The organism is Erwinia sp. PME.40.26/001, from assembly GCF_055556675.1.
In genome coordinates this window covers 65,079-82,914 of record NZ_JBVHNP010000006.1, presented here as the reverse complement: position 1 = coordinate 82,914, position 17,836 = coordinate 65,079, and the positions used below count along the sequence as shown (strand labels likewise).

Genomic DNA, 17,836 nt, shown 5'->3' with positions numbered 1-17,836 from the left:
GAGGTTGTGACACTTTTTGTTATCGTCGCAACAGAAGTCGAGCCACGTATCAAAGAGTCTACGTCGCGATGGGTGTGTACTTGTTTAAACCGCCATGTCTGTTGACTGGCATGATGATGTTAACTGTCATTTATGGAGGTAAGTTAGAATTTTAGTTACTAATACTGTCCGTAATAAACACGTACATTCAACGAAGTATTAATAGCAGTAAAACTTGTTAAGTTCGTTAATGTTAAATTTTGAGTTAGCAGTAACCTAAAAGCCCTGGCGATCTCCGTCAGGGCTTTTATCATTTACGCTGCCGGTGATTTTTTTCTTCTACCTGGTGGGTGTGCTTTCTCAGCGCTTTTCACTGACAACGAAGGCGGCATAAAGTTCCAAAAATATAAGTGAAATGAATCCTTGCTTGTTCAGGCGTATCCGGTCTACTATGTTTGCATCGGTTTGGAATACAGACCTTATGAAAGCAGTTTTAGTAAAGCAGTCCTCAGTACAAGTGTTATCACAGATATCCCTTCATCGAGAGCCTCCTCCTAAGTGCCCATAAGATAAATTCTGATGAACAGGCCATGTTCGCCATGTAAAGTGGCTCAAAAATGAATAGGAAATATTATGTCTAACAAAATGACTGGTTTAGTAAAATGGTTTAACGCTGATAAAGGCTTCGGTTTTATCACTCCTGCAGACGGCAGCAAAGATGTATTCGTACATTTCTCTGCAATCCAGAGCAGCGATTTCAAAACCTTAGATGAAGGCCAGAAAGTGGAGTTCTCTATCGAGAACGGCGCTAAAGGTCCATCAGCAGTAAACGTTGTCGCGCTGTAATTCGCGATAACCTCACTGACAAAGACGATCGCGATGACGGCATAACAGCCCGAGCAGTGCAGCGTCAGTGATAAAAAAGCCGCCATGTGCGGCTTTTTTTGTTTTTGTCCCCCAGGCCTCGCCCTCTTCCTGTGCTTCTCTTTCCGTCCGGTTTGCCCCCCTGATAAGTTATTGAACGCCGCGTTACAATAAGCTGCATTTATTTCCACACCGACAGGCGGGAGATGGCTTTGCGGAACATACGCTGTTTTTTATTCCAGGATGAAGAATAACCGGCAGAATTGGCAGGATAAGGCAGTGAAAGCCGCTGGAAAAGCGCTTTTTTGCCCCTAAAAACGGTCAGGGTAATGATGTTGCTTTTTTGTAAACGGATTAACATGCCGCCGAAATCCTGCTATGCTGGCCCTCGCGGAACCGGGCACCATACCCTACACATGGATTGTTTCACTTTACGGTGGATCAGGTAGCCCGGGATGCCAAATACAATGAGAGCGAGGAGAACGTCGTGCTAGAAGAATACCGTAAGCACGTTGCCGAGCGTGCTGCCCAGGGGATTGTTCCAAAACCGTTAGATGCTTCCCAAATGGCCGCGCTGGTTGAACTGCTAAAAGCCCCTCCAGCGGGTGAAGAAGAATTTCTGTCCGACCTGTTAATCAATCGAGTGCCGCCGGGCGTTGACGAAGCGGCCTATGTGAAAGCCGGTTTCCTGGCTGCCGTCGCAAAAGGCGAAACAACCTCTCCTCTGGTGACTCCTGAACTGGCCGTTAAGCTGCTGGGTACCATGCAGGGTGGCTACAACATCCATGCGCTGATTGACGCGCTTGACGATGAAAAGCTGGCACCGATTGCCGCTGAAGCGCTGTCCCACACGCTGCTGATGTTCGACAACTTCTATGATGTTGAAGAAAAATCCAAAGCCGGTAACCCGCACGCGAAAAAAATTATTCAGTCGTGGGCTGATGCCGAGTGGTTCCTTAAGCGCCCTAAACTGGCAGAAAAAATCACCGTAACCGTGTTCAAAGTGACCGGCGAAACCAACACCGACGACCTCTCTCCGGCGCCGGATGCCTGGTCTCGCCCGGATATTCCACTGCACGCGCTGGCGATGTTGAAAAACGTCCGTGAAGGCATCGAACCCGATGATGCCGGCAACGTTGGCCCGATCAAACAGATTAAAGCATTACAGGCTAAAGGCTTCCCGCTGACCTACGTCGGTGACGTGGTGGGTACTGGTTCTTCACGTAAATCAGCCACCAACTCGGTGCTGTGGTTTATGGGCGACGACATTCCTTACGTGCCGAACAAGAAAGGCGGCGGCGTCTGCCTCGGCGGTAAAATCGCCCCTATCTTCTTCAACACCATGGAAGATGCGGGCGCACTGCCGATTGAAGTGGATGTTGACCGTCTGAATATGGGCGATGTCATCGACATCTATCCGTATAAAGGTGAAGTGCGCAATCATGATACCGGTGAAGTGCTGGCTAACTTCGAGCTGAAAACCAATGTGCTGGTGGATGAAGTGCGTGCCGGTGGCCGTATCCCGCTGATCATTGGCCGTGGCCTGACCACGAAAGCCCGCGAATCTCTTAATCTGCCGCACAGCGATGTGTTCGAGCAGGCGAAAGACGTGGCAGCCAGCACCCGTGGTTTCTCACTGGCGCAGAAAATGGTGGGCCGTGCCTGTGGCGTGAACGGGGTTCGTCCGGGCGCTTACTGCGAACCCAAAATGACCTCGGTTGGCTCTCAGGACACTACCGGTCCCATGACCCGTGATGAACTGAAAGACCTGGCCTGCCTGGGCTTCTCTGCCGATCTGGTGATGCAGTCCTTCTGCCATACCGCCGCCTATCCGAAGCCGGTTGACGTCACTACACACCATACGCTGCCTGACTTCATCATGAACCGCGGTGGCGTGTCGCTGCGTCCGGGCGATGGCATTATCCACAGCTGGCTGAACCGTATGCTGCTGCCGGATACCGTCGGCACCGGCGGTGACTCCCACACCCGTTTCCCTATCGGTATTTCCTTCCCGGCGGGTTCAGGTCTGGTGGCCTTTGCCGCTGCGACCGGTGTGATGCCGCTGGATATGCCTGAATCTGTACTGGTACGCTTTAAAGGCAAAATGCAGCCGGGTATCACCCTGCGCGATCTGGTGCATGCGATCCCGCTGTATGCGATTAAAGCGGGTCTGCTGACCGTTGAGAAGAAAGGGAAGAAAAACATCTTCTCCGGCCGTATTCTGGAAATTGAAGGTCTGCCGGACCTCAAAGTTGAGCAGGCATTCGAGCTGTCAGATGCGTCCGCTGAGCGTTCTGCTGCGGGTTGCTCGATCAAGTTGAGTAAAGATCCGATTATCGAGTATCTGAACTCCAACATCGTGCTGCTGAAGTGGATGATCTCAGAAGGTTACGGCGATCGTCGTACGCTTGAGCGCCGTATTCAGGGCATGGAAAAATGGCTGGCCGATCCGCAGCTGCTGGAAGGCGATGCGGATGCGGAATATGCGGCAGTGATCGACATCGATCTGGCCGATATTAAAGAGCCGATCCTGTGTGCGCCGAACGATCCGGATGATGCCCGTCTGCTGTCCGATGTGCAGGGGACAAAAATCGACGAAGTCTTTATCGGTTCCTGCATGACGAACATCGGTCACTTCCGCGCGGCCGGCAAACTGCTGGATGCGCATAAAGGCCAGCTGCCTACCCGTCTGTGGGTGGCTCCGCCTACCAAGATGGATGCGGCACAGCTGACTGAAGAAGGTTACTACAGCGTGTTCGGTAAGAGCGGTGCGCGCATTGAGATCCCTGGCTGTTCGCTGTGCATGGGTAACCAGGCGCGTGTGGCAGATGGGGCGACAGTGGTATCGACGTCAACGCGTAACTTCCCTAACCGTCTGGGCACCGGCGCTAACGTCTATCTGGCTTCTGCCGAGCTGTCAGCGGTCGCTTCACTGCTGGGTAAACTGCCTACGCCAGAAGAGTATCTGACGTTTATGGATCAGGTGGATAAAACCGCGGTAGATACCTATCGTTACCTGAACTTTGACCAGCTGAGTCAGTACACCGACAAAGCCGACGGTGTGATTTTCCAGACGGCAGTTTAAGCGTCAGTCTGCAGTTAACAAACCGGGCCCAGTGCCCGGTTTTTTTATGCCTGCGTAAAACCGCTGCTTTTCCCGCGCCGGGCTGCGATAATGCGCGCCAAAGCTCAGTATTGTCGCGGCAGGCGCGCAAAATGGGGTTAAGCAGGCAGGCCGGGAGGAAGGCGCGATGGAATATGAATTTTTAAGAGACATTACCGGTGGCGTGAAGGTGCGCATGACGATGGGCCACGAGGCCGTCGGCCACTGGTTTAACGATGAGGTGAACGAAAACCTGGCGCTGCTGGATGACGTTGAAGCGGCCATCGCAGAGGTGAAAGGCAGCGTGCGCCAGTGGCAGCGCGTGGGCAGTGAATATACCCTGCTGCTGGATGAAGAGGAAGTGATGATCCGCTCAAACCAGCTCGGTTTTGAAGGCGACGAGATGGAAGAGGGCATGAACTATTACGATGAAGAGAGCCTGGCGTTCTGCGGCGTAGAGGACTTCCTGGCGGTGATTGCCGCCTACCGGGCGTTTCTGCAGGGACGTTAAGCGGCAAAACAGGTCGGGTCGATCGACGATCGACCCGCACCAGTCCGCTATCGCTAAACAGGGGGCATCCCCCTTACTGCGTTTTTAACCCCACAGAGGGAATATTGCGGCCGTAATAAATCTCACGCATCTCCTTCCACAGCAGGTCGGTAATACGCTTGTGCTCCTGCGGGCTGAGATCGGACGGTTTGGTATTAAACAGATAGTGTTTCAGGTCGAACTCTTTCAACATCATTTTGGTGTGGAAGATATTTTCCTGATACACATTCACATCCATCAGGTCATACATCGATTTCATATCGTCTGACATGAAATTCTGGATAGAGTTAATCTCATGATCGATAAAGTGTTTCACCCCGTTGACGTCGCGGGTGAAGCCACGCACGCGATAATCGATAGTGACAATATCGGACTCGAGCTGATGAATTAAGTAGTTCAGCGCTTTCAGCGGCGAAATCACCCCGCAGGTCGACACTTCAATGTCCGCGCGGAAGGTACACAGGCCGCCTTCGGGATGGCTTTCCGGGTAGGTATGGACGCAGATATGGCTTTTATCAAGGTGAGCGACCACGGAATTCGGCAGCGGGCCGGGATGTTCGGAGGTATCGATGTCGCGCGGGTCGATCGGCTCTTCACTGACCAAAATCGTCACGCTGGCACCCTGAGGCTCATAATCCTGACGTGCGATATTGAGCACGTTAGCACCGATAATTGAGCAGGTCTCGCTCAGAATTTCAGTCAGGCGGTTGGCATTATACTGCTCATCAATGTATGCAATATATCCGTCGCGTTCAGCATCCGTGTTGGCGTAACAGATATCGTAGATACAAAAACTCAGGCTTTTCGTCAGGTTGTTGAAGCCATGTAGTTTAAGCTTTTGCAATTTCACTCACCCCCTTAAAATGCCCGGCTAGTCAGCCAGCGCATTCAACAAATATTGCGGCAGGGCAAAGCTGCCAGTGTGGATCGCCGGATTATAATAACGGCAGGTCAGACCCGCGTCGGCAAAGCGTGAGGCGATAGTCGCGGTATCAAGCTGGCGCAGCGCCGGATTATTGCTGGCCCAGGCAAAGGTCATAATGCCGCCGTAATAGGTCGGGATCGCCGCCTGGTAGAAGCTGACATCCTCAAAATAGTGGCTGAGTTTGCGATGGCTGTTAACCGCTTCATCCTGCTGCAGGAAACAGACGCCATTTTGTGCCACGAATATGCCATCCTGATTCAGGCAGCGGTGGCAACCCTCATAAAAGTCTGAAGTAAACAGACTTTCACCCGGCCCGATGGGGTCGGTACAGTCAGAAATAATGACATCGAATTTTTCGCGGGTCTGCTTAACGAAGTTCACACCATCATCGATGACCAGCGTAAAGCGCGGATCATTATAAGCGCCCTGGCTGTGGTTGGGCAGATGTTCCTTACAGAAGGTCACGACGCCTTCATCGATTTCGACCATGGTGATCTGTTCGATATTTTTATGGCGGCTCACTTCACGCAGCATGGCCCCATCTCCGCCACCGATGATCAGAACGCGTTTAGGTGCGCCATGTGCCAGCAGGGGAACGTGAGTCATCATTTCGTGATAAATAAACTCATCGCGCTCGGTGGTTTGTACCACACCGTCAAGCGCCATTACGCGACCCAGTGCCGCATTTTCGAAGATGATCAGATCCTGATGCCCGGTCTGCTCGCGATACAGTACCTTATCGACAGTAAAATACTGCCCGAACCCGGTATGAAGCGTTTCATACCACATTTCATTATCGCTCATGGTCGGTTTTCCTCCTCATAGACTCTGCGTCATTCAGGTTTCAGCCAGGCGGCACCCCGGTGAACACTGTGTGAACGGGGGGCGGTTGCCTGACCTGTGCCGGCCGGGATAACGAGGCCGGCCAGTGCATCCCGAAAGCGATGCGGTTGCGGACAGTCCGCGCCCCGGCACCTGAAAAACGGGTATCACAGCCGTAAAAAATGGGCCAGTATCATAGCTATTTATGACCGTGGTTGCACGGTCAAATCAGCGGCAGCAGGAGGATGAGTATGGTCGATTACTTCACGTAGGCAAGCAGACTCAGTGAATCACGAGCCAGAGATTTGCATTTGGTATCGTTCGGGACGGCAATGCCGCTCAGATCGCGGTAGCTGTCTTCACCGAGTGCTTTCATATTGAAGCTGTTGTAATTGGTCAGATCCCAACGATTCTGTTGTGCAAAAAAGACCAGTGCGCGGCGGATTTGGCCGTCGGGAAGTTCCTGGTAACCACAATCATTTTTCAGATAAACAAATACAGCGGTTAAATCTGCCAAATCTTCTGCTTCCGATTCGCTCAGTGCGAAGCTGGTGGAGGAGAAGCCAAACAGCCCTAACAGCAACAGAGCCTTGATGCTTTTCTTCATGATTTTTCTCATACGTGTGCAATAAGCAGACGTTAGCACAGTTCACGCCGGGTGCCAGCCACTTTTGCGGCAGAAAAATCCTGAAGCACCCAATGCACCGTCATTTTACGTGCTTGACCTTCCCGCTGGGGCAGGGTTTATGCTGCGGATAATACTGGCCCCTGCGACTGACTTGCCCGGGGATATCGACATCTGACAAAAGGAATGGATGATGCAACGTCGTGATTTTCTTAAATTAAGCGCTGCCGTTGGCGCAGCCAGCGCCCTGCCGCTGTGGAGCCGTTCATTAATGGCGGCGGAACAGCGCCCGCTGCTGCCCGTCCCCACGTTGCTGACGGCCGATGCCCGCAGTGAAATTACCCTGACCGCACAGGCGGGCAGCAGCCAGTGGCGGGGCAAAAATGTCCCTACCTGGGGCTATAACGGCAGCCTGCTGGGCCCGGCTATTCAGCTGGAGCGCGGCAAAGAGGTCAATATCAACATCTATAACCGGCTGCCGGAAGCCACCACCGTACACTGGCACGGTCTGGAATTGCCGGGCAATGTTGATGGCGGGCCACAGGCGCGTATTGAGCCGGGTCAAAAGCGCCGCGTCACCTTTACCCCGGATCAGCCTGCAGCGACCTGCTGGTTCCATCCGCATCAGCATGGACGTACCGGCTATCAGGTGGCGCAGGGGCTGGCCGGGCTGGTGCTGATTAACGATCCGGAGAGCGGCAAACTGCGGCTGCCCACGCTGTGGGGCGTGGATGATATTCCTGTCGTCTTACAGGATAAACGCCTGAGCGCTGACGGCAGCCAGATTGACTACCAGCTGGATGTGATGAGTGCCGCTATGGGCTGGTTTGGCGATACGATGCTGACCAATGGAGCTATCTATCCGCAGACTGCGGCACCGCGCGGCTGGTTACGCCTGCGGCTGCTCAACGGCTGTAATGCCCGTTCTCTTAATCTGACCACCAGCGACCAGCGTCCCATGTATGTGATCGCCAGCGACGGCGGGCTGCTGGCTGAACCGGTGCCGGTCACCGAACTGCCGATGATGCCGGGCGAACGCTTCGAAGTGCTGGTGGACACCTCTGATGGCAAAGCATTTGACCTGCAAACCCTGCCCGTGCGGCAGATGGGGATGACGGTGGAGCCCTTCGATTATCCGCTGCCGGTGCTGTCGATCAATCCCCTGCGGGTGCTGGCCAGCGGCACGCTGCCCGATAAGCTGGTGGATCTGCCTGCGGTCCCGCCCACAAAAGGACTGAACACCCGCTGGCTGCAGCTGATGATGGATCCTGAGCTGGACCGTCTCGGTATGGCAGCCCTGGTGGAAAAATACGGCCATACCTCAATGGCAGGTATGAAGATGGATGCCCACGACGGCGCAGATGATGCGGACAAGATGGCGATGGCAGGGCACGATAATATGCCCGGTATGGACCACGAGGAAATGGCGGGAATGGCACATGATAAGCCGTCCGGTGCTTACGATTTCCATCAGGCGAACAAGATTAACGGTGTTGCGTTTAACATGGATAAGCCATCGTTTGAAGTGAAGCAGGGAGCCTTCGAGAAATGGACCGTTTCCGGCGAAGGCGACATGATGCTGCATCCGTTCCATATTCACGGCACCCAGTTCCGTATTCTCTCTGAAAACGGCAAACCCCCTGCGGCCCACCGCAGCGGCTGGAAAGACACGGTGCGTGTCGAAGGCTGGCGCAGTGAGGTACTGGTACGCTTTAATCATCAGGCCGACGCCGCCAATGCTTATATGGCCCACTGCCACCTGCTGGAGCATGAAGACACCGGTATGATGCTCGGCTTCACTGTGGCGTAATCTCCGGCACGGCAGACCTTTTTTTTGAGCCGATTTATATGTTACTGATTATTATCAGTATTTAAACAAAGTGAGAAAAAAGGGTTTTGCCCAAACATCGTGATAAAAGGTAAGGAAGTCAACGGGGTAATGACGTAAGCTAACGGTTCACTGCCGTACAGGCAGCTTAGAAAACAGGGTGGCCAGTTAGCGTGAAAGCGAGGGGAACGCCTTTCAGGGAGTGTCCGGGGAAGAGAAATTTCGCAGGGGCCGATCAGCGATCGACCCGCTACCTTACCGCGAGAGCGTTACGCCAGCGACAGCCGTACGTCCTCGATTAAATCCTCTTTATTCTCTATGCCAATCGACAGGCGAATGGTGGAAGAGGTGATGCCGAAACGGTTGCGTACTTCGATCGGTACGCCGGAGTGGGTGGTGCTGGCAGGATGGCTGGCAAGGGATTCGGTGCCGCCGAGGCTGACCGCCAGCTTAAACAGCTGCAGGGTGTTAAGGAAGCGGAATGCCGCCGCCTCACCGCCGCGAATATCAAACGAGAACGTCGAGCCGGCACCGCTGCACTGGGTGCTGAACACTCTGCCTGCGGCAGAGGCCGGGTCAAGGAACGGCAGGTAGTGGACCTTTTCCACCTGCGGATGGCTTTGCAGGAAGGCGGCCACCGCGGCGGCATTATCGTTGGCGCGCTCCATACGCAGCGCCAGCGTCTCCAGCGAACGGCCGATCATCCAGCTGGAGTGCGGATCAAGCTGGGTACCGATGGCGCTTCGCAGGGCCTTCACCTGACGAATTAACGCCTTGCTGCCCATGGCTGCACCGGCAATCAGGTCGGAATGGCCGCCGACATATTTCGTCAGCGAGTAGAGCGAGATATCGGCCCCGTGTTCGGTCGGCCGTGAAAAGACCGGGCCAAGCAGGGTGTTATCACAGGCGATAATCGGGCGATGCTGCTGCTGGCGCTCAATATGGTCGGCCACGCGCTTCACCAGTGCAATGTCGACCAGGCTGTTAGTGGGGTTGGCCGGGGACTCAATCAGGATCACCGACACCCGACCCAGCGTCATCGCTTCCTCTGCAGCAGCCTGTACTCCCTGTTCATCCACACCGTCAGCAAACCCGAGCGTCGAGACACCCAGGTTGCGGAAGGTTTTACTCAGCAGCGTCTCCGTACCGCCGTACAGCGGCTGGGAGTGCAGGATGGTATCGCCCGGTTTGACAAACGCCAGCAGGGTGGTGGAAATGGCCGACATCCCGGAGGAGAACAGTGCCGCGCTGTCGGTGCGTTCATAGATCGCCAGGCGGTCTTCCACAATCTCACTGTTCGGGTGATTAAAGCGCGAATACACCAATCCGTTGCCTTCCCCGGCGGGCGGCTCACGGCGGCCGGAAACGTAATCAAAGAAGTCGCGACCCTCTTCTGCGCTGTTAAACACAAAGGTCGAAGTGAGAAATACCGGCGGTTTCACCGCGCCCTCTGACAGTGACGGATCATAGCCATAGTTAAGCATCTGGGTTTCAGGGTGCAGCTCGCGCGTGCCGATGTGTGTTTTTTTAGAATGTGAGGAAGGCATGAGAACTCCGGCCGTCAGGCATAGGATCTATTATTGTTGCGCATAAACTAGCATGAGGCAGGGTGCCGCCATAAATGCCTAAACGCTCTATGGTTAAATCAAAATGCCATATGAAATATGGCTATCTGAACGTATAGCAGTCTATATGTCTGCTTGGTATAGCAGGAAAATCCGTTGCGCAACGGTGAGCGAAGCCGTGGCGAAGTGTGATAAACTTCACCGCTTTCCCTGAGCAATCGACGAAGCGCTACCTATGAAACATACCGTTGAAGTGATGATCTCTGAAGCTGAGATCAAATCCCGCGTTGCCGAACTCGGCAGACAAATCAGTGACCACTACCGCGACAGCGGCAGCGAGATGGTGCTGGTTGGCCTGCTGCGCGGCTCATTTATGTTTATGGCCGACCTGTGCCGTACAATCGAAGTGTCACACGAAGTCGATTTTATGACGGCCTCAAGCTATGGCAATGGCACCTCAAGCTCACGTGATGTAAAGATCCTGAAGGATCTGGATGAGGATATCCGTGGCAAAGACGTGTTAATTGTTGAAGATATTATTGATTCAGGTAATACCTTGAGCAAAGTGCGGGAAATTTTCCGCCTGCGCGGACCGAAGTCACTGGCGATCTGTACGCTGCTGGATAAGCCTTCTCGTCGTGAAGTTGACGTGCCGGTTGAGTATGTGGGCTTTGCCATCCCTGACGAATTTGTGGTGGGTTATGGTATTGATTACGCCCAGCGTTATCGTCATCTGCCCTATGTGGGTAAAGTGGTGATGCTGGACGAGTAACCCGTAAGGTGTAAGCACAGCACAATCGACTAAGGCCGGGTTCTCCGGCCTGATATACCATATCCCGCCTGTTCATTATTCCGCACGCCGCCTGGCCTTATGCCGCGTGAGTGTAGACTGGCGGTGCCGCCAGAACAGGTGGCTTACGGGTTGAGATCCGGGTCGTTCAGCAGGTTAGCAATACCGTGGCGGTAGCGCTGTTCCAGGATTTCGCGACTGGCAGAACTGACGCCCAGATCGCGCAGATAACCGTCCTGGATGCCGTAGACCCAGCCATGAATATTGACCTTCTGTCCGCGTTTCCAGGCTGACTGCATCACCGTCGAGTGACCCAGGTTATACACCTGCTCAATGACGTTGATTTCACACAGTTTATCGAAACGTTTTTCGGGCGGCAGTTCACCCAGTAACGAACTATGCTTGTACCACAAATCGCGAATATGCAGCAGCCAGTTATCGATCAGGCCCAGCTCAGGATTTTCGACGGCGGCCTGAACGCCCCCGCAGCCATAGTGGCCACAGATAATGACGTGCTCAACTTCCAGCACCTCTACCGCGTACTGCACCACTGACAGGCAGTTTAAATCGGTGTGGATCACCAGGTTGGCGACATTGCGGTGGACGAACAGTTCACCCGGTTCCAGCCCGGTCAGGCGCTCGGCAGGTACCCGGCTGTCAGAACAGCCAATCCAGAGAAAACGGGGTTTTTGCGCCAGAGAAAGGCGCTCAAAGAAGCCGGGGTCTTCCTCTTTCAGCAACCGGGACCACTGGCGATTGTTGCTGATAAGGGTATCAATGTCTTTCATAATGGTGTCGACCCGTTGCTCAAAATGCGATGCAGTAATATAGGGCAATGCGGCACGATTGAAAATCACAAACAAGAAACCTAAACAAAACAGGGCACTCTTTAACCTATGACTTATGCACTGGAGCTTGAAAAACTGACCAAAACCTACGCCGGTGGGGTTCAGGCGCTAAAAGGTATCGATCTCACGGTTGAAGCCGGTGATTTCTATGCGCTACTGGGGCCAAACGGCGCCGGTAAGTCCACCACCATCGGGATTATCAGTTCGCTGGTGAATAAAACCGCCGGCAAGGTGCGGGTGTTTGGCTACGATCTGCAGCAGGACGTGGTCAATGCCAAGCGCCAGCTGGGTCTGGTACCGCAGGAGTTCAACTTTAACCAGTTTGAAACCGTGCTACAGATCGTGGTCAGCCAGGCCGGGCTGTACGGCGTGGAAAAAGCCGAAGCGCAGAAACGTGCTGAAAAGTACCTGAGACAGCTCGATCTGTGGGAAAAGCGTAACGAACGTGCGCGGATGCTCTCCGGCGGCATGAAGCGTCGTCTGATGATTGCCCGTGCGCTGATGCATGAGCCCAAGCTGCTGATCCTCGATGAACCCACCGCCGGGGTGGATATCGAACTGCGTCGTTCCATGTGGACCTTCCTGCAGGAGCTGAATGCGCAGGGCACCACCATTATCCTGACCACCCACTATCTGGAAGAAGCCGAGATGCTGTGCCGCAATATCGGCATTATTCAGCGCGGGGAGCTGGTCGAAAACACCTCCATGAAAGGCCTGCTTTCCAAGCTGAAATCGGAAACCTTTATCCTCGACCTCGCGCCGAAAAGCCCGCTGCCGAAGCTGGAAGGGTTTAAGTATCGCCTGGCGGATACCTCAACGCTGGAAGTCGAAGTGCTGCGTGAGCAGGGCCTGAACAGCGTGTTCAGCCAGCTCAGCCATCAGGGGGTGCAGGTGCTCAGTATGCGTAATAAAGCGAACCGTCTTGAGGAGTTATTTGTGGACCTGGTTAACGGTCACAGTGGAGATAAAGCATGACACATTTGTATTGGGTGGCGCTGAAAAGCATCTGGGGTAAAGAAGTGAACCGCTTCGCCCGCATCTGGATCCAGACGCTGGTCCCGCCGGTGATCACCATGACACTCTATTTTATTATCTTCGGTAACCTGATTGGTTCACGCATCGGTGAAATGCACGGCTTCAGCTATATGCAGTTTATCGTGCCGGGCCTGATTATGATGGCGGTGATCACCAACGCCTATGCCAACGTTGCCTCCTCGTTCTTCAGCGCCAAGTTCCAGCGTAATATAGAAGAGCTGCTGGTGGCCCCGGTACCGACGCACGTGATTATTGCCGGCTATGTCGGCGGTGGTGTGGCGCGCGGAGTGTGTGTAGGCGTGCTGGTTACGGCCATTTCGCTGTTCTTCGTCCCGTTCCAGGTGCATTCATGGCTGATGGTGGCGGTAACGCTGCTGCTGACCGCCGTGCTGTTCTCGCTGGCGGGCCTGCTGAACGCGGTGTTTGCCCGTACCTTCGATGATATCAGCCTGATCCCGACCTTCGTGCTGACCCCGCTGACCTATTTAGGGGGCGTGTTCTATTCGCTGACCCTGCTGCCGCCGGTCTGGCAGATGGTGTCTAAGCTGAACCCGATCGTGTATATGATCAGTGGCTTCCGCTACGGTTTTCTGGGGATTAATGACGTGCCGCTGGTGTTTACGCTGGGCGTGCTGGTGGCGTTTATCGTGGTCTTTTACGCGCTGGTGTGGGTGTTAATTCAGCGCGGGCGTGGATTACGTACCTGATTAAAACTGTTTTATCGGGTTGGCCGGAAAATAAGGTCAACCCCTACCTGTAACGCAGGGGCCGATCGTTGTGACCGATCGGCCCTTTTGTTTTACGCGACCTGAACCGGCACGGCTTTCGCCACGCGTTTCATCTGGTTGTCGCCCTCAAAATAGGCCACTTTTGGTTGCCACTCCCGCGCCTCGGCGTCGGACATCTGCACGTAAGAGCAGATAATCAGCAAATCGCCTTCGCAGGCGCAGCGCGCTGCCGCCCCGTTAACCGAAATGATTTTTGAGCCCCGTTCAGCCGCGATCGCATAGGTTGAAAAGCGCTGGCCGTTGTTCACGTTATAAATATCAATCGCTTCATATTGCAGAATGCCGGAAGCGTCGAGGAAATCCTGGTCGATGGCGCAGGACCCTTCATAATTCAGGTCAGCCTGAGTCACTTTGACCCGGTGAAGTTTGCCCTGCAACATAGTACGGTTCATAAATAATCACTCTGCAGTCAATTCAAAAAATCGGTCGACAGTATTGCCTGAGCGGGCGCGTCTGTCTACTGGGTCAGATCAACCTGCTGGTTATCAATCAGACGCGCTTTGCCCAGCCACGCGGCCATCAGGATCACCGCGCGGCGGCTGTCGACATTCAGCGGCAGCAGCGTATCGGCATCGACAATGGCCAGACCATCAGGCTGAAGCCCCCGCTCGCTGAGGGTGCTTTCTGCCGCATCGATCAGGGTTTCGACGTGACGCTCCCCCTGGCTGAGTTTGCCGGCGATATCCTGCATGACCTGGCTGAGGACGGGGGCAATCTTACGCTCCCCGGCCGTGAGGTAGCCATTACGGGAACTGAGCGCCAGGCCATCTTTAGCGCGCACGGTCGGCACGCCGACGATATCAATATCGTAGCCCATATCCGCCACCATTTTGCGGATCAGCGCCAGCTGCTGATAATCTTTCTCGCCGAAGCAGGCAAGATCGGGCTGGACCAGGTTAAACAGCTTGCTGACGATGGTGGAAACCCCCCGGAAGTGGCCGGGCCGGCTGGCCCCTTCCAGCAGCGTGGACAGGACGGGAACGTCAACAAAAGTCTGCTCACTGAGGCCCTGGGGGTAAACGTCGCCGGGTGCCGGGGAGAAGACCAGGTCAACGCCACGGCGGTTCAGCTTTTCGCAGTCCTCCTGCAGCGTGCGCGGATAGCGCGCCAGGTCATCGGCACGTTCGAACTGCATGGGATTAACGAAAATCGACACCACCACAATATCCGCACGTTCGCGCGCTTCATCGACCAGCGTCATATGCCCGTCGTGCAGGTTGCCCATGGTGGGAACCAGCGCAATACGTTTGCCATCCTGACGCCAGCGACGGACTTCGCGGCGCAGCATGGGCAGCGTTTCAATAATCAGCACGGCCTTTCTCCTCGGTTACTGGAAACTGTGTTCTGCAGCCGGATAACGTCCGTCTGCCACTTCTGTCACATACTGACGCACTGCGGCACGGATTTCGCCCGCTTCCGCGAGGAAGTTTTTGGCGAATTTCGGAATATGGCCCCCGGTAATACCAAAGGCATCATGCATCACCAGAATTTGCCCGTCGGTGACGTTACCGGCACCAATGCCAATGGTCGGCACCGTCAGCGCATCGGTAATGCGCTGTGCCAGTGCCACCGGCACGCACTCCAGCACCAGCAGCTGCATGCCGGCGGCTTCCAGCGCCAGCGCGTCTTCCAGCAGGCGGTCAGCAGCAGCGCTGTCACGCCCCTGCACCTTATACCCGCCGAAAATATTGACCGACTGCGGTGTCAGGCCCAGGTGGCCACAGACGGGTACGGCGCGCTCGGTTAACTGCCTGACCGTCTCTGCCAGCCATTTACCGCCTTCCAGCTTGACCATATTGGCCCCGGCACGCATCAGCTGTGCCGCGTTGTCAAAGGTCTGCTCCGGAGTGGCATAACTCATAAAAGGCAGGTCAGCAAGCAGCAGGGCTGCCGGGCTGCCGCGTCGTACCGCCTGAGTATGGTAGACAATATCGGCGATGGTGACCGGCAGCGTGGAGTCGTGGCCCTGCACCACCATCCCCAGTGAATCCCCGACCAGCATGACCTCAATGCCTTCATCGGCAAAGAGTTTAGCGAAACTGAAATCGTATGCGGTGATCGAAGCGAATTTTCGCCCCTGTTGTTTCCACTGGTGCAGGGTAGAGACAGTTGTCGGTTTCATCATTTCACCTTAAGAAAACTGAGTTGGCGTATCTTAAAGGAAGGGAAGGGCAGTGCAAAGGGGGATAACGGGCGGGTTACCAGCGGGAGATAGCCCGGGTATCGAGCCGGGCAAGAATATCGGCCAGCCGTGTGCCGTCCGGCAGGCACAGCGCCGGAGCAATCTCCAGCAGCGGGAGCAGCATAAATGCGCGGTTGAGCATATCGTAGTGCGGCACCGTCAGACGTGGCGTATTCAGCGTCTGCTCACCAAACAGCATGATATCCAGGTCGAGGGTGCGCGGCCCCCAGCGGTGGGCTTTACGCACGCGTCCCTGCTCCAGCTCAATACGCTGGGTGTGGTTCAGCAGGCTTTCCGCGTCCAGCCGGGTATCCAGCGCCACGGCTGCATTGAGAAAATCAGGCTGATCAGGTGGACCGTAGGGGGGCGTACGATAGAGAGACGAGGTGGCAACCAGCGTGGTTTCAGGCATGGCCGCCAGCGCATGCAGTGCAGAGTGCACCTGATGCAACGGGTCGGCCAGATTACTGCCCAGTGCCAGATAGACGCGGATCATGCGTCGTTATTTTGGTCACGGCGTGGTGCGCCCGGCACGCGTTTGCGCGGGCGGCGGGTGCGACGGCGCGGAACCGGATCGTCACCCAGGGTGTTGAGCATGGTTTTCTGCTGCGGCGGTGCAGACACCTGGAACTCACTCCACCAGGTAGTAAGGCGCTGCAGCTCGTGGTTTTTTTCCACTTCGGCACGCAGGGCCAGCAGGTCGTAGGCGGCGCGGAACTTAGGATGCTCCATCAGCTTCCAGGCGCGTTTGCCGTGGCGGCGCGACAGGCGGAGCTGCAGCGTCCAGATATCACGCACCAGCGTGGTAATTCGTTTCGGGATGGCCAGAGAACGGCAGGCTTCATCCAGCACGTCATTCATCGACAGCGCAAACGCATCGTAGTAGGCAAGCCCGCTCTCCTGCGCAATTTTCTGCGCGGCTTCGAGCTGCGGATACCAGAACATGGCGGCAAACAGGAACGCCGGGTTAACACGCATCTGATTATAAATGCGGTTATCGGTGTTTTTCAGCACCTGCAGGATCATCCGCTCCATATTACTGTCACCCTGTTCGGTGAAGTAGCGGGTGAGGATCGGGAACAGCGGCTGGAACAGCTGATATTCGCGCAGTTTCAGATAGGTGCTGTGACCGTAGCCCGCCTGCAACAGTTTAAGGGTTTCCTCAAACAGGCGCGCGGGTGGGATATCATTCAGCAAGGTCGCCAGGCGCGGGATGGGTTCCCCGGTTTCCGCCGCGATGCTCATATCCAGCTTGGCGGCAAAGCGCACCACGCGCAGCATGCGCACCGGATCTTCGCGATAGCGGGTTTCCGGATCACCGATCATGCGGATAATGCCCTGCTGCAGATCGCTCAAACCGCCTACGTAGTCGCGCACCGTAAAGTCGGCCACGCTGTAATAAAGGCTGTTGATGGTCAGGTCGCGTCGCTGGGCGTCATCTTCAATCGACCCGAAGATGTTATCCCGCAGCAGCATCCCGTTCTGGCCACGCTGTGAGCTGTTTCGGTCTTCCGTCACCGGTTGTTCGGCTTCGTGATGACCGCGGAAGGTGGCGACCTCAATGATCTCTGGGCCAAACATCACGTGTGCCAGACGAAAACGGCGGCCGACCAGGCGACAGTTACGGAACAGCTTACGCATCTGGTCCGGGGTGGCATTGGTGGTCACATCGAAATCTTTCGGCTTTTTACCCAGCAGCAAATCGCGCACGCCGCCGCCGACCAGATAGGCTTCATATCCAGCTTTATTCAGGCGATACAGCACCTTGAGGGCATTTTCACTGATGTCCTTGCGTGAGATATTATGGGCGTCACGCGGGACGACGGCCATCTGACGCACTTCCTCGATTACGGCAGGCGCCACTTCCTCACGGCTGAGGACCTTACGGCAAAAATTAGCAACTCGGGTAAAAATGGGACACCTCGATAGTGA

At 55.2% G+C, this 17,836-nt stretch carries 17 protein-coding genes; 7 read left to right on the top strand and 10 right to left on the bottom strand.

Annotated features, from left to right (window positions below; translation table 11 throughout):
• Nucleotides 1–612: 612 nt before the first annotated feature.
• The 3 genes from cspG (at nucleotide 613) to yacL (ending at nucleotide 4,457) form a co-directional block, all read left to right on the top strand.
• Entirely contained in the window at nucleotides 613–825 is a 213-nt protein-coding gene (cspG, locus tag ACZ3HG_RS16865; protein WP_062747198.1) for a cold shock protein CspG, read from the top strand.
• A 505-nt stretch (nucleotides 826–1,330) separates the two neighbouring features.
• Nucleotides 1,331–3,928, top strand: coding sequence for a bifunctional aconitate hydratase 2/2-methylisocitrate dehydratase (acnB, locus tag ACZ3HG_RS16860; RefSeq protein WP_465333489.1), 2,598 nt, complete (start codon nucleotides 1,331–1,333; stop codon nucleotides 3,926–3,928).
• A 166-nt stretch (nucleotides 3,929–4,094) separates the two neighbouring features.
• Nucleotides 4,095–4,457 carry a protein YacL gene (yacL, locus tag ACZ3HG_RS16855; RefSeq protein WP_062747191.1) on the top strand — a complete coding sequence of 121 codons (363 nt, stop codon included), beginning with the start codon at nucleotides 4,095–4,097 and terminating at the stop codon, nucleotides 4,455–4,457.
• A 73-nt stretch (nucleotides 4,458–4,530) separates the two neighbouring features.
• Here the strand turns inward: yacL and speD are convergent, their stop codons facing one another.
• From speD to ACZ3HG_RS16840, 3 genes are all read right to left on the bottom strand, one after another.
• A complete protein-coding gene (gene speD, locus ACZ3HG_RS16850; RefSeq protein WP_062747316.1) occupies nucleotides 4,531–5,340 on the bottom strand; it encodes an adenosylmethionine decarboxylase in 810 nt (269 codons plus the stop codon).
• 27 nt (nucleotides 5,341–5,367) lie between these two features.
• Entirely contained in the window at nucleotides 5,368–6,225 is an 858-nt protein-coding gene (speE, locus tag ACZ3HG_RS16845; RefSeq protein ID WP_191934111.1) for a polyamine aminopropyltransferase, read from the bottom strand.
• A gap of 277 nt (nucleotides 6,226–6,502) precedes the next feature.
• Nucleotides 6,503–6,850, bottom strand: coding sequence for a YacC family pilotin-like protein (locus tag ACZ3HG_RS16840; RefSeq protein WP_062747186.1), 348 nt, complete (start codon nucleotides 6,848–6,850; stop codon nucleotides 6,503–6,505).
• A 211-nt stretch (nucleotides 6,851–7,061) separates the two neighbouring features.
• Here ACZ3HG_RS16840 and cueO point away from each other — a divergent pair, with 211 nt between their 5' ends.
• Nucleotides 7,062–8,678 carry a multicopper oxidase CueO gene (gene cueO, locus ACZ3HG_RS16835; protein ID WP_465333608.1) on the top strand — a complete coding sequence of 539 codons (1,617 nt, stop codon included), beginning with the start codon at nucleotides 7,062–7,064 and terminating at the stop codon, nucleotides 8,676–8,678.
• Between the two features lie 287 nt (nucleotides 8,679–8,965).
• Here the strand turns inward: cueO and ACZ3HG_RS16830 are convergent, their stop codons facing one another.
• The gene (locus tag ACZ3HG_RS16830) at nucleotides 8,966–10,243 is read right to left on the bottom strand and encodes a cystathionine gamma-synthase family protein (RefSeq protein ID WP_062747181.1); all 1,278 of its coding nucleotides are present in this window, start codon (nucleotides 10,241–10,243) and stop codon (nucleotides 8,966–8,968) included.
• A 253-nt stretch (nucleotides 10,244–10,496) separates the two neighbouring features.
• Here ACZ3HG_RS16830 and hpt point away from each other — a divergent pair, with 253 nt between their 5' ends.
• Nucleotides 10,497–11,033: a hypoxanthine phosphoribosyltransferase gene (gene hpt / locus ACZ3HG_RS16825; protein ID WP_062747178.1), complete on the top strand. Its 537-nt coding sequence runs from the start codon at nucleotides 10,497–10,499 to the stop codon at nucleotides 11,031–11,033.
• Between the two features lie 143 nt (nucleotides 11,034–11,176).
• Here the strand turns inward: hpt and can are convergent, their stop codons facing one another.
• Complete coding sequence (gene can, locus ACZ3HG_RS16820) at nucleotides 11,177–11,839, bottom strand: carbonate dehydratase (protein WP_118665867.1); 663 nt, start codon at nucleotides 11,837–11,839, stop codon at nucleotides 11,177–11,179.
• Nucleotides 11,840–11,947: 108 nt separating this feature from the next.
• Between can and ACZ3HG_RS16815 the strand changes: the two genes are divergently transcribed.
• Both ACZ3HG_RS16815 and ACZ3HG_RS16810 read left to right on the top strand, forming a co-directional pair.
• Nucleotides 11,948–12,874 (top strand): ABC transporter ATP-binding protein, encoded by a 927-nt coding sequence (locus tag ACZ3HG_RS16815; RefSeq protein WP_191934110.1) that lies wholly within the window; start codon nucleotides 11,948–11,950, stop codon nucleotides 12,872–12,874.
• Nucleotides 12,871–13,641: an ABC transporter permease gene (locus ACZ3HG_RS16810; RefSeq protein ID WP_191934109.1), complete on the top strand. Its 771-nt coding sequence runs from the start codon at nucleotides 12,871–12,873 to the stop codon at nucleotides 13,639–13,641. Before ACZ3HG_RS16815 ends, ACZ3HG_RS16810 begins: the two co-directional genes overlap by 4 nt.
• A 92-nt stretch (nucleotides 13,642–13,733) precedes the next feature.
• Here the strand turns inward: ACZ3HG_RS16810 and panD are convergent, their stop codons facing one another.
• The 5 genes from panD to pcnB form a co-directional block, all read right to left on the bottom strand.
• Complete coding sequence (gene panD / locus ACZ3HG_RS16805) at nucleotides 13,734–14,114, bottom strand: aspartate 1-decarboxylase (protein WP_062747172.1); 381 nt, start codon at nucleotides 14,112–14,114, stop codon at nucleotides 13,734–13,736.
• A 65-nt stretch (nucleotides 14,115–14,179) separates the two neighbouring features.
• A complete protein-coding gene (gene panC / locus ACZ3HG_RS16800; RefSeq protein ID WP_191934108.1) occupies nucleotides 14,180–15,034 on the bottom strand; it encodes a pantoate--beta-alanine ligase in 855 nt (284 codons plus the stop codon).
• A gap of 15 nt (nucleotides 15,035–15,049) precedes the next feature.
• On the bottom strand, nucleotides 15,050–15,844 hold the full coding sequence (gene panB / locus ACZ3HG_RS16795) for a 3-methyl-2-oxobutanoate hydroxymethyltransferase (protein ID WP_465333485.1): 795 nt from the start codon (nucleotides 15,842–15,844) through the stop codon (nucleotides 15,050–15,052).
• 76 nt (nucleotides 15,845–15,920) lie between these two features.
• Nucleotides 15,921–16,400 carry a 2-amino-4-hydroxy-6-hydroxymethyldihydropteridine diphosphokinase gene (gene folK / locus ACZ3HG_RS16790; RefSeq protein WP_191936170.1) on the bottom strand — a complete coding sequence of 160 codons (480 nt, stop codon included), beginning with the start codon at nucleotides 16,398–16,400 and terminating at the stop codon, nucleotides 15,921–15,923.
• On the bottom strand, nucleotides 16,397–17,818 hold the full coding sequence (pcnB, locus tag ACZ3HG_RS16785) for a polynucleotide adenylyltransferase PcnB (RefSeq protein WP_342354642.1): 1,422 nt from the start codon (nucleotides 17,816–17,818) through the stop codon (nucleotides 16,397–16,399). The genes folK and pcnB overlap by 4 nt, the downstream gene beginning before the upstream one ends.
• Nucleotides 17,819–17,836: the final 18 nt, after the last annotated feature.